Below are 15474 nucleotides of genomic sequence, written 5' to 3'. Positions count from 1 at the left end.
CGCGCCGCGCTGCCGCGACTATCCCGAGCAGGATAGCCGTAGCGGCAGTTTCGCGGCAGAGGGTCGCAGTGCTGGCTTAACGGGGCGTTAAGAGGGCGCTCCTACGAAAAACGTCCTACGTTCTGGCGCGGGTCACGCGATCCACCAGGTAGACCACCCCGCGATAATCGATGCCGCCGTGGGCGGACAGGCCTATCTCGCAGGTACGACTGGTGGAAACGCCTTCCTCGCAATGCTGCACCGCATCCTTGAGTGTACGCAGCGAGTGTGCATTTAGTTCCGGTGTGGTGAAGCCCTTGTCGCCGGCGAAGCCGCAGCAGTGGATGCCCTCGGGAATCACCACCTCGCGGGTGCAGCGCTTGACCAGATCGATCAGCGCCTGGCTTTCGCCCAGGTGCTGGGTGCTGCAGGTGACGTGGATGGCCACCGGCTTGTCCTGCGGCTGGAAGTCCAGGCGCTCGACGAGGTGCGTGCGGATGAACTTCACCGGGTCGTAGATCTTCAGCCGCTCGTCCGCCAGGTCCTGCACCAGGCGCAGGGTGCAGGGGCTGGTGTCGCAGTAGATCGGATCGAGACCTCCACGGCTGGCGCGCAGCAGTTCGGCGAGCAGTTCGTCGCGCTTGGCGTCGGCCTGGTCCTTGTAGCCTTTGGAGGCGAAGGGCTGGCCGCAGCAGAGATTGTCGGCGTTGTCCGGAAAGACCACCTGATAGCCGGCTTTCTCCAGCAACTGACGGGTCTTGTCGATCAGCGGCATCTGCTCTTCGTCCGCCGCCGCCGGACCCATGGCGCGGGACACGCAGGCGGTGAGGTAGACGACGCGCGGGCGGCTGTCATCGAGCCTGTGCGACGGTGCGGCGAGGCGAACTGGCTGCGGCATCGCCGGCGTCCACTGCGGGACGCGGCCCTTGCTGGCGTGGCTGATCGATGCGCTGAAACTTGCCAGACGCGGGGCGCCCAGCAGCCGGCGTGCGCCGTTGGCGGCGTAGAGCATGAAGCGCGTGCCTCTCATCGCCGTGGCGAAGTTGCGCGCGAGCCAGGTGGCGGTGCCCGCGTGGCGCGCCTGCTCGCCGCGCAACTTGCGGATCAGCTCGCCGGTGTTGATGTTCACCGGGCAACGCTGGGCGCAAAGGCCGGTGGCGGCGCAGGTGTCGATGCCCTGGTACTGGTAGTCGCGCTCAAGCTGCGAGGTGTCGATGCCGGCGCGGCGCTGGGCCTGGATGTCGCGCCACAGGACGATGCGCTGGCGCGGGCTCAGGGTCAGCCCCTTGGACGGGCAGACCGGCTCGCAGAAGCCGCACTCGATGCACTTGTCGACGATCTCGTCGGCGGCCGGCAGCGGCTTGAGGTTCTTCAGGTGCAGCTGCGCATCGTCGGTCAGCACCACGCCGGGATTGAGGATGCCGGTGGGGTCGAGCAGGCGCTTCAACTGCCACATCAGCTGGTAGGCGTCGTGGCCCCATTCCAGCTCGACGAAGGGCGCCATGTTGCGCCCGGTGCCGTGCTCGGCCTTGAGCGAACCGCCGTATTCCACGGCGACCAGGTGTGCGACGTCGTCCATGAAGGCTGAGTAGCGCGCGATCTGCTCAGGCGATTCGAAACCTTGGGTGAAGACGAAGTGCAGGTTCCCTTCCAGCGCGTGGCCGAACAGGATGGCCTCGTCGTAGCCGTGCTTGTCGAACAGCTCGATCAGGCGGTTGACGCCTTCGGCCAGCTGTTCGACGGGGAAGGTGACGTCCTCGATAATCACCGTGGTGCCGGTCTCGCGCACTGCGCCGACGGCCGGGAAGGTGTCCTTGCGGATGCGCCAGAGCTGGTTGTAGACGACCGGGTCTTCGCTGAAATCGACCTGTTTTTCCACCGGGTAATCGGCGATGGAGGCGCTGATCTGCGCGAGCTGTTCGTGCAGCAGTGACTGGGTCGCCGCGCGGGATTCGATGAGTAGCGCGCAGGCGCCTTCGGAGAGGCTTTTCACCCAGACCGGCATGCCCTGCATGTTCTCCACCGAGCGCAGGCTGCGGCGGTCCAGCAGCTCCACGGCGGACACCGGCTGCTGCTTGAGCACGGTCACGGCCTTGCAGCAGTTCTCCACATCAGGGAAGACGACCAGTGCGCTGGCCTTGTTCGGGTGGTCCGGCACGGTGTCGTAGGTCACCGCGCTGATGAAGCCCAGGGTGCCTTCGGAACCGACCATCAGGTGGGTGAGGATATCCAGCGGCTCGTCATAGTCGACCAGGGCGTTCAGCGACAGGCCGGTGGTGTTCTTCAACCGGTACTTGTGGCGAATCTTCGCGGCGAGTTCGGTATTGGCGCGGGTCTGCCGGCCCAGCTCGGCGAGCTGGTCGAGCAGTGCGCCATGGCTGTCGCGGAAGGCCGCGACGCTGTCGGGCAGCTCGCTGTCCAGCAGGGTGCCGTCGGCCAGCAGCAGGCGCATGCCGGCCAGGGTGTGGTAGCTGTTCTGCGCGGTGCCGCAGCACATGCCGCTGGCGTTGTTGGCGACGATGCCGCCGATCTTGCAGGCGTTGATCGACGCAGGGTCGGGGCCGATCTTGCGGCCGAAGGGAGCGAGCCAGGCGTTGGCCTGGGCGCCGATGACGCCGGGTTGCAGGCGGATCTGCGTGCCGCCGTCGCGGATGTCGCGGCCGTTCCAGTTGTCACCCAGCACGAGCAATACCGAGTCGCTCACGGCCTGTCCGGAGAGGCTGGTGCCGGCGGCGCGGAAGGTCACCGCAACCTGGTGGGCGTGGGCGGCCTTGAGCAGGGTGGCGACTTCGTCCTCGCTCTCGACGCGGATCACCAGCTTGGGGATCAGGCGGTAGAAGCTGGCGTCAGTGCCGAAGGCCAGGGTCGAGAGCGGATCGTCGAAGCGGCGCTCGCGGGGAATCAGGTGTTCTACCGTGTCGAGGAACGCGGCGGGCAGGCTCATGGCGGCTCCAGTCATCATCGGTGAGCGTGGACCGCTGGACGGCCCATCGGTGTTCTTTTAGTTCGAATGCGCCGAGGCACGTTCTTTCCTGTAGGAGCGAGCTTGCTCGCGAACTCGGGCAGGCCCGGAGTTGGGCAGGTTCGCGAGCAAGCTCGCTCCTACAGATGGGAATCCCTCAGGCACCCAGTTCACGCACCAGCGAATCACCGGTGATCTCGCTGATGGACTTGGCGCCGGTGAGCACCATGGCCACGCGCATTTCCTTCTCGAACAGGTCCAGCAGATTCTTCACGCCGGCTTCGCCGTGGGTCGCCAGGGCGTAGAGGAAGGCGCGGCCGATGAGCACGGTGTCCGCGCCCAGGGCAATCATGCGCACCACGTCCAGGCCATTGCGGATGCCGGAGTCGGCGAGGATCTTCAGGTCGCCCTTCACCGCGTCGGCGATGGCCGGCAGGGCGCGGGCGCTGGAGAGCACGCCGTCGAGCTGGCGGCCGCCGTGGTTGGAGACGACGATGCCGTCGGCGCCGAATTTCACCGCGTCCTTGGCGTCCTCGGGGTCGAGGATGCCCTTGATCACCATCGGCCCGTCCCAGAAATCACGGATCCACTCCAGGTCCTTCCAGGAGATCGACGGGTCGAAGTTGGCGCCCAGCCAGCCGATGTAGTCGGCAAGGCCAGTGGGGTTGCCGCGGTACCTGGAGATGTTGCCCAGGTCGTGGGGTTTGCCCAGCAGGCCGACGTCCAGCGCCCAGGACGGGTGGGTCATGGCTTGCCAGACGCGGCGCAGCGGAGCGTTCGGGCCGCTCATGCCGGAGTGGGCGTCGCGGTAGCGGGCGCCGGGCACCGGCATGTCGACGGTGAACACCAGGGTGGTGACGCCAGCGGCCTTGGCGCGCTCCAAAGCGTTGCGCATGAAGCCGCGGTCCTTCAGCACGTAGAGCTGGAACCACATGGGCCTGTCGATGGCCGGGGCGACTTCCTCGATGGGGCAGACCGACACCGTGGACAGGGTGAAGGGGATGCCTTTCGCGGCGGCCGCACGGGCTGCCTGCACTTCACCGCGCCGGGCATACATGCCGGTCAGGCCGACCGGAGCGAGGGCGACGGGCATGCTCAACGTCTCGTTGAACAGCCGCGTCTCCAGGCTCAGCTCGGACATGTTCTTCAGCACGCGCTGACGCAGGGCGATGCCGGCCAGGTCGTCGACGTTGTTGCGCAAGGTGCGCTCGGCGTAGGCGCCGCCATCGGCATAGTGGAAGAGGAACGGCGGCAGCTTGCGTTGGGCGGCGGCGCGGTAGTCGGTGGAGGCAGAGATGATCATGGGCGTCTCATCAATCGTGGTCTTGTTGCGGGCGTCGTCCCCGCGAAGGCGGGGACCCAGAGAAAGCTAGCTGGTTAATCCGGACTCCCGAGGGGGCGGGAGTGACGATCCAGTGCCATTTTCCTTTAGTGCACCAGCATGCCGGTGAAGATGTAGGCCTGCGCGAGGGTGATCAGACCGACCAGGGCGGCGAACATCAGGCTGTGCTTGAGGGTGAAGCGGAACAGGTCGGATTCCTTGCCGACCATGCCGGTGGCGGCGCAGGCCACGGCGATGGATTGCGGCGAGATCATCTTGCCGGTCACGCCGCCGCTGGTGTTGGCGGCCACCAGCAGGGTGTCGTGGACCCCGATCTGGTGCGCAGTGGTGGACTGCAGCGAGCTGAACAGCGCGTTGGACGAGGTGTCCGAACCGGTCAGGAACACGCCCAGCCAGCCGAGGAACGGCGAGAAGAACGGGAAGGCTGCGCCGGTGCCGGCCAGGACCAGCGCCAGGGTTGTGGACATGCCCGAGTAGTTGGTGACGAAGGCGAAGGCCAGCACCATGCCAATGGAGAGGATCGGCCATCTCAGCTCGACCAGGGTCTCCTTGAAGGTGGTCAGACCAGTTTTCGCGCCGATGCGCAGGATGAACATCGAAACCACGGCGGAGAGGAAGATCGCGGTGCCGGTGGCCGATACCGGGTCCAGCTTGAACACGGCGGCGATGGGCGTCGGGTTGGCGACGATGGGCGCGGTCTTCACCACCAGTTGGTCCAGATGCGGAATCGCGAAGTTGAACACCAGGCTGTACAGCGTGCCGCCCGGCGCGAACATGGCCTTGAACGGCTTCAGGGTCCAGATGGTGACCAGCACGGTCAGGACCAGGAAGGGCGACCAGGCCTTGAGGATTTCGCCGAAGCTGTAGGGCGTAGGTTCCGCGCCACGGGGGCCGTTGCCGCCCATGACGGCGGCGCCGCCAGCGGTGGCGACCACTTCACGCTCGCTGGCCGGCTGCCAGACCTTCAGGAACAGAGTCAGGGAAATCAGGCTGACCAGGGCTGAGGTGATGTCCGGCAGTTCCGGGCCGATGAAGTTGGAGGTGAAGTACTGGGTGACGGCGAAGCTGCCGCCAGCGACCAGCGCGGCCGGCCAGGTTTCCTTCACGCCCTTGAGGCCGTCCATCATGAACACCAGCCAGAACGGCACGAGGATCGACAGGAAGGGCAGTTGGCGGCCGGTCATGGCGCCGATCTTGAACGCGTCGATGCCGGTGACCTGGCCCGCCACGATGATCGGGATACCCAGGGCGCCGAAAGCCACCGGGGCGGTGTTGGCGATCAGGCACAGACCCGCGGCGTACAGCGGGTTGAAGCCCAGGCCGACGAGCAGGGCGGCGGTGATGGCCACCGGCGCGCCGAAGCCCGCCGCACCTTCGAGGAAGGCGCCGAAGGAGAAGCCGATCAGCAGCACCTGCAGGCGTTGGTCGCCGGTGATCGACAGCACCGAGCTGCGGATCACTTCGAACTGGCCGCTCTTGACCGTGAGTTTGTAGAGGAACACCGCAGCGACGATGATCCAGGCGATCGGCCACAGGCCGTAGGCGAAGCCGTAGCCGGCGGCGGCGATGGCCATGTCAGCGGGCATGCCAAAGGCGGCGATGGCGATGATGATCGAGAGGGCGAGGGTGATGCTGCCTGCGACGTGGCCCTTGAGGCGGAACACGGCGAGGGCGAGGAAGAAGAACACGATCGGGATGACGGCGACCAGTGCGGACAGGCCGAGGCTGCCGAGCGGGGTGTAGATCTGCTGCCAGGTTTGCATCTGGATTGGCTCCCTAATTGTTTTTGGGTGGAGGGCCTTGTTGCCGGTCGGGCGAATCCTTGGCGCTTGTGGCGCTGGCAGTGGTCGACTGATCGCGGCTTGATGTTGTCATGCAATCCAGCTTCCGGTAAATTGGTATGACCAATTTACAAAGCCGAGCGCTCAGGGTAAAAGCCCTGCAGTCGGCGTGTCAATTTGCTGCAGTTCTACTTTTGTCGATGAGGCCCGGGTGGGCCGGGTGGTCTTGTGGTCGGCTTCAGGGCTGATTAGGCTGCCGCGCTCGGCGCGCAGGTCGCGGCGCAGAGCGTTTTGCCGTGGGAGATCACGAAGATGGGATTTGGTCAGGTCAAGCAGCGCCGTCTGTCGGATGACATCGTTGAGCGGCTGGAGGCGATGATTCTCGAGGGCACCCTCAAGGCCGGCGAGCGCCTGCCGGCGGAGCGTGTGCTGGCCGAGCAGTTCGGCGTGTCGCGGCCGTCGCTGCGCGAGGCGATCCAGAAGCTGGCGGCGAAGGGCTTGCTGGTCAGTCGCCAGGGCGGCGGCAACTATGTCAGCGAAGGGCTGGGCTCGATGTTCAGCGATCCGCTGTTGCATCTGCTGGAGAGCAATCCGGAGGCGCAGCGCGATCTGCTGGAGTTTCGCCATACCCTGGAAGGCTCCTGCGCCTACTACGCCGCGCAGCGTGCGACCGAGGTGGATCGCCAGCGCCTGAAGCAGGCCTTCGACACCCTGCAGGACTGCTACCTGAGCCCCGGCAAGGTCAGCCGGGCGGAGGAGGGGGCGGCGGACGCGGCCTTCCACCTGGCCATCGCCGAGGCCAGCCACAATGCCGTGCTGCTGCACACCATTCGTGGCCTGTTCGACCTGCTCAAGCGCAACGTGGTGACCAATATCGGCGGGATGTATGCGCAGCGCGACGAGACCCGCGAGCAACTGATGCGTCAGCATCGCGAGTTATACGAGGCGATTGTCGGCGGGCATGCGGAAGCGGCGCGGGAAATTTCCCAGCGACACATCGACTACGTACAGGAAGTACTGGCCGAAGCCCAGGCGCAGGAGGTGCGCCTGCAGCGGGCACAGCGGCGCCAGGGCGCGGTGGACGCCTGATCGGCGACGCGCCCTCGCTGAAGGAGGGCGCGAGGGACGTCAGTCGTCCTTGCCGTGGCGAATGGCGCGCTGGATCTCCCGGTCGGAGTCGCGCTCCTTCTCGGTGCCGCGCTTGTCGTACTCTTTCTTGCCCTTGGCCAGTGCGATCTCGCATTTGATCAGGTGCTTCTTCCAGTACATCGACAGCGCGACGCAGGCGTAGCCTTTCTGCTGCACGGCACCGAACAGCTTGCCCAGTTCGCGCTTGTGCAGCAGCAGCTTGCGCGTGCGCACCGGATCGGCGATGACGTGGGTGCTGGCGGTGGTCAGCGGGGTGATGTGGCTGCCCAGCAGCCAGGCCTCGCCATCCTTGAGCAGCACGTAGCTGTCCACCAGCTGCGCCTTGCCGGCGCGCAGGCTTTTGACTTCCCAGCCGGCCAGGGCGACGCCCGCCTCGAAGCGCTGCTCGATGAAGTAGTCGTGCAGAGCCTTCTTGTTCTGCGCGATGGTCCCCGAAGGGTGTTTCTTCTGTTTAGCCATAGGCCGCGCATTATAGGGAGTCGCTCGCCGCGCCGCTATCGGGACAGCGTGTGAAGGCATGCAAGCTTGAGGGGGCGTGGCTAATCTCGGAGAATGCGCGCTGTTTTTTTGATCGGCGGGCGGGCAGTCGCCCCATAACAAAGCGAGACGTCTATGAGCACGCATATCCAGCGTTCTGCGCTGCTGCCTTATCCGGCGAAGGCGCTGTACGACCTGGTCAACGATGTAGCGCGCTACCCGGAGTTCCTGCCCTGGTGCTCGGCTTCCACCGTGCTGGACGAAAGCGAGGTGGCCATGCGCGCCGAGCTGACCGTGGCCAAAGGCAGCATCACTCAGCGCTTCACCACCCGTAACGTGCTGGTGCCCGGGCAGAGCATCGAGATGAAGCTGGAGGAAGGCCCCTTCACCCAGCTGCACGGCGTGTGGACCTTCAAGGCACTGGGCGACAAGGCTTGCAAGATTTCCCTCGACCTGACCTTCGACTACGCCGGCGCCCTGGTGAAAGCCACCCTCGGGCCGCTGTTCACCCAGGCCGCGAACACCATGGTCGATGCCTTCTGCCAGCGTGCCAAGCAACTCCATGGCTGAACCGGCGAGCATCGCCGTCGAGGTGGTTTACGCGCTGCCCGAGCGACAATCCCTGCTGCGCCTGAGTGTGCCCTACGGCACCCGGGTGCGTGAGGCGGTGCTGCTGTCGGGCATTGCCGCGCAGTTTCCCGACCTGGACGTGCAGAACTGCCCGCTGGGGATTTTCGGCAAGGCCGTGGCCAGACCCGATGAGCGGGTACTGGAAGACGGGGAACGGGTAGAGATCTACCGTCCGCTGATCGCCGATCCCAAGGAGGTTCGCAAGCAGCGCGCGGCCCGGGCCAAAGCCGCCAGGGGGTGATTGCTCGAACAATGAAACGGCAGGCAACAAAAAGCCCGGCATTGGCCGGGCTTTTTTGTCGGGCAGACCCTTATTGCGGGTTCTTGTCCAGCGGTTCCGGAGTCGGGACCGGCACGGTTTCCACCTGGTCCACTTCCTTCTGGATCTGCTCTTCCACGGAGCCGGGCTTGGCCGGTTCTTCCTTGGGCTGCTCGGGCTGCTGCTGGGTCGGTTGCGACGGTGTAGTGGTCGCGCCGCCTTCCTTGCCGAGGATCGACTCGTCGCGGCTCACGCCGGGCATGAAGTCGCCATTGAGGCCGATCAGCTGATCGCTGTCGCTGAAGTACAGGCTCATGCGCTCCTGCTGGCGCTGACCGCCACCGGGCTGGATGCTGTACAGGTAATCCCAGCGATTGGGGTGGAAAGTGTCGACGATCAAGGGGTTACCCATGATAAACCGCACTTGGCGCCGGGTCATTCCAGGCTTCAACTGGTCTATCATGTCTTGTGTTACGACGTTGCCCTGCTGGATGTCGATCTTGTAAACCCCCGGGAAAGAGCAACCGGCGAGTGCGGCGAGTCCCAGCGCGAAAGCGAGACTGGTCAGCATGAGCTTGGCGTTTTGCATCGGGTGGTGACTTCCACTATCTTGGCTGAGCGACGAAACCCCGATCATACCTGCATTGAGGGAAGCTGCGAAGCATCCCGCGCCGAGAAAGCACACATGGTTGAAAATAGCGAACTGCGCAAAGCCGGACTGAAGGTCACGCTGCCGCGCGTCAAGATCCTCCAGATGCTCGATTCCGCCGAGCAACGCCACATGAGCGCGGAGGATGTCTACAAAGCGCTGATGGAGGCGGGTGAGGACGTAGGTCTGGCCACTGTCTACCGCGTGCTGACCCAGTTCGAGGCCGCTGGCCTGGTGGTGCGTCATAACTTCGATGGCGGCCATGCCGTCTTCGAACTGGCCGACAGCGGCCACCATGACCACATGGTCTGCGTCGATACCGGCGAGGTCATCGAGTTCATGGACTCGGAAATCGAGAAACGCCAGAAGGAGATCGTCAAGGAGCGCGGCTTCGAGCTCGTCGATCACAATCTGGTGCTCTACGTGCGCAAGAAGAAGTAAGCGCACGCAGATGCAAGAACGGCGACCTTCGGGTCGCCGTTTTCGTTCGTGCGGGCTTTTTGTAGGAGCGAGCAAGCTCGCTCCTACAAGTGGACATCTCAGCCCTGCACGGCCGAATCCACCATCTTGCGCGCGTGGGCCAGGGATTCCTTGGTCAGGTCGACGCCGCCGAGCATGCGGGCGATCTCCTCGATGCGCTCGGCCTTCTTAAGGTTGGCCACGGCGGTGCGGGTTTCGCTGGTGTCGCGGTCCTTGTGCACGAACAGGTGCTGATGGCCTTGCGCGGCGACCTGCGGCAGGTGAGTGACGGTCAGTACCTGACCGCGGTCGCCGAGGCGGCGCAGCAATTGGCCGACCACTTCGGCCGTAGGACCGCCGATGCCAACGTCCACTTCGTCGAAGACCAGGGTAGGGATGCGCGATGTCTGTGCGGTAATGACCTGGATCGCCAGGCTGATGCGCGACAATTCGCCGCCCGAAGCGACCTTGGCCAGGCCCTTCATCGGCTGGCCAGGGTTGGCGCTGACCAGGAATTCCAGCTGCTCCACGCCATTCACCTGAGGTTCGTCCGATGCGGACTCGCGCAGCTCGATGGCGAAGCGACCGCCGGGCATACCCAGGCGCTGCATTTCCACCTCCACCGCTTTGGCCAGCTGCGGCGCGGCGGTCTGGCGGATGCGGCTGAGTTCGTCGGCCTTCTCCTGATAATGCCGGGCGTAGGCGGCCAGCTCGTCGCCCAGACGCTCCACGGCTTCGTCGTCGGCATTCAGCGCTTCCAGCTCGTCCAGCAGGCGCAGCTGCAGGTCCTGCAGCTCATGGGGCTGTACGCGGTGCTTGCGCGCGAGGCTATAGATGGCGTCCATGCGCTCTTCCAGCTGTTGCAGGCGCATCGGGTCGGCGTCGAAGTTGTCGACGAAGCGGTTCAGTTCGCCAATCGCCTCTTCTACCTGGATCTGTGCACTGGACAGCAGATTCACCGCTTCACCCAGTGCGGCCGGCTGGCTCTGGAAGGCGGTCAGGCGGTTGAGGCTGGAGGTCAGCGCCGACAGCACGTTGCCAGCATCGCTTTCGCTGCACAGTTCGACCACCTGTCGGCACGCGGCGATCAGGCTTCCGGCGTTGCTCAGAGTCTTGTGTTCGGCTTCCAGCGTCTCCAGCTCGCTATCGCCCAGGCCAAGGTTTTCCAGTTCTTCCAGCTGATAGCTGAGCAACTGGTGGCGGGCGCGCTGCTCGTCACCATTGCGCGACAGGCGGTCCAGCTCGTGACGGGTCTGCTTCCAGCGTTGCGCGGCGAGGTGCACCTGGCGCGCCAGGTCCTGGCTGCCGGCGTATTCGTCCAGCAGGCGGCGGTGGGTGTCGGCCTTGAGCAGCGACTGGTGCTCGTGCTGGCTGTGGATATCGATCAGCAGTTCGCCCAGGTGCTTGAGATCACCCAGGGGGCAGGGCGTGCCATTGATATACGCGCGGGAGCGGCCTTCGGCGGTGATCACCCGGCGCAGGATGCACGGGCCGTCCTGTTCCAGGTCGCGTTCGGCCAGCCAGTCGCGGGCCTCGGCAATGGCGCTGACATCGAAGCTGGCGAGAATGTCGGTCTTGTCGGCGCCGGGGCGCACCACGCCGCTGTCGGCACGGTCGCCCAGGGCGAGGCCGAGGGCGTCGAGCATGATCGACTTGCCGGCGCCGGTTTCGCCGGTGATCACGGTCATGCCGGCGGCGAGCTCGAGATCGAGGTGCTCGACGATGGCGTAGTTGTGCACGGACAGGTGAACCAGCATGGGCGGCGGCTCCACAAATAGGTCTGGTTATTTATACAGTATTTTTCGCCGCTGGCAATTCTCCCTTGTCGCTTGCTGGCTCGCCCTTGAAGTCAAAGCCCTTGAAGTAAAAAAAAGGCACCCCATATACACGGCAGAGCCGCGGACCATTGGGTTCGCTTTGTTTTCAAAGGCTTATTTTCTTTTTTAGGAGAGTGGCATGTCTGACGAACAACAGACTCAGGATTCCCAGTTCAACGAGCAGCCGGAGACCGGTGCTGCCGAGGACCTGAACGCCCGCGTGCTGGAACTGGAAGAGCAGGTCGCCGCGGCCAAGGATCAGAGCCTGCGCGCCGTCGCCGAACTGCAGAACGTCCGCCGCCGTGCCGAGCAGGACGTGGAAAAAGCGCACAAGTTCGCTCTGGAGAAGTTCTCCGGCGACCTGCTGCCGATCGTCGATACCCTGGAGCGTGCGCTGGAGATGTCCAGCCCGAACGACGAGGCGATCAAGCCGATGCGCGAAGGCATCGAGCTGACCTTGAAGATGTTCCACGACACCTTGAAGCGCTACAGCCTGGAGCCGGTCGATCCGCACGGCGAGCCGTTCAATCCCGAGCATCACCAGGCCATGGCGATGGAGGAGAGCGTGCATCTGGAGCCGGGCAGCGTGGTCAAGGTGTTCCAGAAGGGGTACCTGCTCAACGGTCGCCTGCTGCGTCCGGCCATGGTCGTGGTCAGCAAGGCACCCGAACAAACCCCGCCTTCGATCGACGAGAAGGCTTGAAATTCATCACCCGGTCCCCATCTGGGTAATCAACCGAGCCAAAGACCCGCAACAGGGTCAGCGCGGAATCTAATTTCTGGAGAGTGAATATGGGCAAAATCATTGGTATCGACCTGGGGACCACCAACTCCTGTGTGTCCATCCTGGAGAACGGTAACGTCAAGGTCATCGAGAACGCCGAAGGCGCTCGTACCACCCCGTCGATCATCGGTTACGCCAACGATGGCGAGATCCTGGTAGGTCAGCCGGCCAAGCGCCAGGCCGTGACCAACCCGAAGAACACCCTGTACGCGGTCAAGCGCCTGATTGGCCGTCGTTTCGAAGAAGACGTCGTACAGAAAGACATCAAGATGGTGCCTTACAACATCGTCAAGGCTGACAACGGCGACGCATGGGTCGAGGCCAAGGGCCAGAAGATGGCTCCGCCGCAGGTCTCCGCCGAAGTCCTGAAGAAGATGAAGAAGACCGCCGAGGACTACCTGGGCGAGCCGGTCACCGAAGCGGTCATCACCGTTCCGGCCTACTTCAACGACAGCCAGCGTCAGGCCACCAAGGACGCCGGCCGCATCGCCGGTCTCGACGTCAAGCGCATCATCAACGAGCCGACCGCGGCTGCGCTGGCGTACGGCCTGGACAAGGCCAAGGGCGACCACACCATCATCGTCTACGACCTGGGCGGCGGTACCTTCGACGTTTCCGTAATCGAGATTGCCGAAGTCGATGGCGAGCACCAGTTCGAAGTGCTGGCTACCAACGGTGACACCTTCCTGGGTGGTGAAGACTTCGACCTGCGCCTGATCGACTACCTCGTCGAGGAATTCAAGAAAGAATCCGGCATGGACCTCAAGGGCGACCCGCTGGCCATGCAGCGCCTGAAGGAAGCTGCCGAGAAGGCCAAGATCGAGCTGTCCTCGACCCAGCAGACCGACGTCAATCTGCCGTACGTCACCGCTGACGCCAGCGGCCCGAAACACCTGAACGTCAAGGTTTCCCGCGCCAAGCTGGAATCCCTGGTTGAAGACCTGATCACCCGCACCATCGAGCCGTGCCGCGTTGCGCTGAAAGACGCCGGCCTGGACGTCTCGAAGATCGACGAAGTGATCCTGGTCGGCGGCCAGACCCGCATGCCGCTGGTGCAGAAGACCGTTGCCGAGTTCTTCGGCAAGGAAGCTCGCAAGGACGTCAACCCGGACGAAGCCGTAGCCATGGGTGCCGCCATCCAGGGCGCCGTGCTGGCCGGCGACGTGAAGGACGTGCTGCTGCTCGACGTCACCCCGCTGACCCTGGGTATCGAAACCCTCGGCGGCGTGATGACCGCGCTGATCGACAAGAACACCACCATCCCGACCAAGAAGTCGCAGGTGTTCTCCACCGCCGATGACAACCAGGGCGCCGTGACCATTCACGTGCTGCAGGGCGAGCGCAAGCAAGCCGCGCAGAACAAGTCGCTGGGCAAGTTCGACCTGGCCGACATCCCGCCGGCTCCGCGCGGCGTACCGCAGATCGAAGTGACCTTCGACATTGATGCCAACGGCATCCTGCACGTCGGCGCCAAAGACAAGGCCACCGGCAAGCAGCAGTCCATCGTGATCAAGGCTTCCTCCGGTCTGTCCGAGGACGAGATTGCGCAGATGGTGCGTGACGCCGAGGCGAACGCCGAGGAAGACCGCAAGTTCGAAGAGCTGGCCGCTGCCCGCAACCAGGGCGACGCGCTGGTCCACGCGACTCGCAAGATGGTCACCGAGGCTGGCGACAAGGCCACCGCCGAGGAGAAAGCCGCCATCGAGAAAGCGCTGGGCGAGTTGGAAGTTGCCGTGAAGGGCGACGACAAGGCCGAGATCGAAGCGAAGATGAACGCGCTGTCCCAGGCGTCCACTCCGCTGGCGCAGAAGATGTACGCCGAACAGCCGCAGCCGGGTGCTGCCGCTCAGGGCGAGGCCGCTGACGACAAGGCTGGCGACGATGTCGTTGATGCCGAGTTCGAAGAGGTCAAGGAGAACAAGTAAGCCGCGTGCTTGCTTCCGCTCCGGCGCACCGACCAGCGTGTCGGTGCGCATGAAACGTCACGCGGGGGCTTGCTCCCGCGTTGGCGTGTCTGGGGGAGAGGTTTTCAAGGTGCAAAGAATTTATGGCCAAACGTGATTTTTACGAGGTACTGGGTGTCGAGCGCGGCGCCAGCGAAGCGGACCTGAAGAAGGCCTATCGCCGGCTCGCCATGAAGTTCCACCCGGACCGAAACCCCGGCGACAAGGAGGCCGAGGACAAATTCAAGGAGGCCAACGAGGCGTACGAGGTCCTGTCCGACGCCAGCAAGCGCGCGGCCTACGACCAGTACGGTCACGCCGGCGTCGACCCGCAGATGGGTGGTGGCGGTGCGGGCTTCGGCGGCGCGAGCTTCTCGGACATCTTCGGTGATGTCTTCAGCGACTTCTTTGGCGGTGGTGGCGGCCGCGGCGGCTCCCGCGGCGGCCCGGCGCGTGGCGCGGACCTGCGCTACACCCTCGACCTGGACCTGGAAGACGCGGTTCGCGGCACCACCGTGACCATTCGCGTTCCCACCCTGGTCGGCTGCAAGACCTGTAGCGGCAGTGGCGCCAAGCCTGGCACCACGCCGGTCACCTGTACCACTTGCGGTGGTATCGGCCAGGTACGCATGCAGCAGGGCTTCTTCTCGGTGCAGCAGACCTGCCCGCGTTGCCATGGCAGCGGCAAGATGATCACCGACCCCTGTGGCTCGTGCCACGGCCAGGGCCGGGTGGAAGAGCACAAGACCCTGTCGGTGAAAGTGCCGGCCGGCGTCGATACCGGCGACCGCATCCGCCTGACCGGCGAAGGCGAGGCCGGCGCCCATGGCGGACCGGCGGGCGACCTCTACGTGGTGGTGAACGTGCGTGAGCACGACATCTTCCAGCGCGACGGCAAGCACCTGTACTGCGAAGTGCCGATCAGCTTCGCCGACGCCGCCCTGGGTGGCGAGCTGGAAGTGCCGACCCTGGATGGTCGCGTGAAGCTGAAGATTCCCGAAGGCACCCAGACCGGCAAGCTGTTCCGCCTGCGCGGCAAGGGCGTTGCCCCGGTGCGTGGCGGTGGTGCGGGCGACCTGATGTGCCGTGTCGTGGTTGAGACTCCGGTCCAGCTGGACAAGCGTCAGCGCGAGCTGCTCGAGGAGTTCCGCGGTACCCTGCAGGGCAACTCTTCCCATTCGCCCAAGGCCAGTGGCTGGTTCGAGGGCATGAAGCGCTTCTTCGACGATCTATGATGCAAGGC

At 64.7% G+C, this 15474-nt stretch carries 13 protein-coding genes; 7 read left to right on the top strand and 6 right to left on the bottom strand.

What is annotated here, in order from left to right; all coding sequences use genetic code 11:
- Positions 1-115: 115 nt before the first annotated feature.
- From ACNFBT_RS12160 to ACNFBT_RS12150, 3 genes are all read right to left on the bottom strand, one after another.
- Complete coding sequence (locus ACNFBT_RS12160) at positions 116-2923, bottom strand: FAD-binding and (Fe-S)-binding domain-containing protein (RefSeq protein ID WP_416749589.1); 2808 nt, start codon at positions 2921-2923, stop codon at positions 116-118.
- A 175-nt stretch (positions 2924-3098) separates the two neighbouring features.
- Positions 3099-4244, bottom strand: a complete 1146-nt coding sequence (gene lldD, locus ACNFBT_RS12155) for an FMN-dependent L-lactate dehydrogenase LldD (RefSeq protein ID WP_416749587.1) — start codon at positions 4242-4244, stop codon at positions 3099-3101.
- Positions 4245-4369: 125 nt separating this feature from the next.
- Positions 4370-6046, bottom strand: coding sequence for a lactate permease LctP family transporter (locus tag ACNFBT_RS12150; RefSeq protein ID WP_416749585.1), 1677 nt, complete (start codon positions 6044-6046; stop codon positions 4370-4372).
- A gap of 330 nt (positions 6047-6376) precedes the next feature.
- Between ACNFBT_RS12150 and ACNFBT_RS12145 the strand changes: the two genes are divergently transcribed.
- Positions 6377-7153, top strand: a complete 777-nt coding sequence (locus tag ACNFBT_RS12145) for an FCD domain-containing protein (RefSeq protein ID WP_416749583.1) — start codon at positions 6377-6379, stop codon at positions 7151-7153.
- A gap of 39 nt (positions 7154-7192) precedes the next feature.
- On the opposite strand, the gene smpB is transcribed toward ACNFBT_RS12145, so the two are convergent.
- Positions 7193-7672 (bottom strand): SsrA-binding protein SmpB, encoded by a 480-nt coding sequence (gene smpB, locus ACNFBT_RS12140; RefSeq protein ID WP_017518965.1) that lies wholly within the window; start codon positions 7670-7672, stop codon positions 7193-7195.
- Positions 7673-7825: 153 nt separating this feature from the next.
- Between smpB and ACNFBT_RS12135 the strand changes: the two genes are divergently transcribed.
- Positions 7826-8260 carry a type II toxin-antitoxin system RatA family toxin gene (locus ACNFBT_RS12135; RefSeq protein ID WP_416749581.1) on the top strand — a complete coding sequence of 145 codons (435 nt, stop codon included), beginning with the start codon at positions 7826-7828 and terminating at the stop codon, positions 8258-8260.
- Complete coding sequence (locus tag ACNFBT_RS12130; RefSeq protein WP_416749579.1) at positions 8253-8561, top strand: RnfH family protein; 309 nt, start codon at positions 8253-8255, stop codon at positions 8559-8561. Before ACNFBT_RS12135 ends, ACNFBT_RS12130 begins: the two co-directional genes overlap by 8 nt.
- Positions 8562-8631: 70 nt before the next feature.
- On the opposite strand, the gene ACNFBT_RS12125 is transcribed toward ACNFBT_RS12130, so the two are convergent.
- Positions 8632-9168 carry an outer membrane protein assembly factor BamE gene (locus ACNFBT_RS12125; protein WP_416749577.1) on the bottom strand — a complete coding sequence of 179 codons (537 nt, stop codon included), beginning with the start codon at positions 9166-9168 and terminating at the stop codon, positions 8632-8634.
- Positions 9169-9264: 96 nt separating this feature from the next.
- Between ACNFBT_RS12125 and fur the strand changes: the two genes are divergently transcribed.
- A complete protein-coding gene (fur, locus tag ACNFBT_RS12120; protein ID WP_009613072.1) occupies positions 9265-9669 on the top strand; it encodes a ferric iron uptake transcriptional regulator in 405 nt (134 codons plus the stop codon).
- Between the two features lie 98 nt (positions 9670-9767).
- On the opposite strand, the gene recN is transcribed toward fur, so the two are convergent.
- On the bottom strand, positions 9768-11444 hold the full coding sequence (recN, locus tag ACNFBT_RS12115) for a DNA repair protein RecN (RefSeq protein ID WP_416749574.1): 1677 nt from the start codon (positions 11442-11444) through the stop codon (positions 9768-9770).
- 199 nt (positions 11445-11643) lie between these two features.
- Between recN and grpE the strand changes: the two genes are divergently transcribed.
- The 3 genes from grpE (at position 11644) to dnaJ (ending at position 15466) form a co-directional block, all read left to right on the top strand.
- Complete coding sequence (grpE, locus tag ACNFBT_RS12110) at positions 11644-12207, top strand: nucleotide exchange factor GrpE (protein ID WP_416749572.1); 564 nt, start codon at positions 11644-11646, stop codon at positions 12205-12207.
- 89 nt (positions 12208-12296) lie between these two features.
- Entirely contained in the window at positions 12297-14213 is a 1917-nt protein-coding gene (dnaK, locus tag ACNFBT_RS12105; protein ID WP_416749570.1) for a molecular chaperone DnaK, read from the top strand.
- Positions 14214-14335: 122 nt separating this feature from the next.
- Positions 14336-15466, top strand: coding sequence for a molecular chaperone DnaJ (gene dnaJ, locus ACNFBT_RS12100; protein WP_416749568.1), 1131 nt, complete (start codon positions 14336-14338; stop codon positions 15464-15466).
- Positions 15467-15474: the final 8 nt, after the last annotated feature.

The organism is Pseudomonas sp. NY15181 (assembly GCF_048068055.1).
In the GTDB taxonomy this organism is placed as follows: domain Bacteria; phylum Pseudomonadota; class Gammaproteobacteria; order Pseudomonadales; family Pseudomonadaceae; genus Pseudomonas.
The sequence above is the reverse complement of the archived record's forward strand: the minus strand, read 5'-3'. Positions and strand labels throughout refer to the sequence as shown.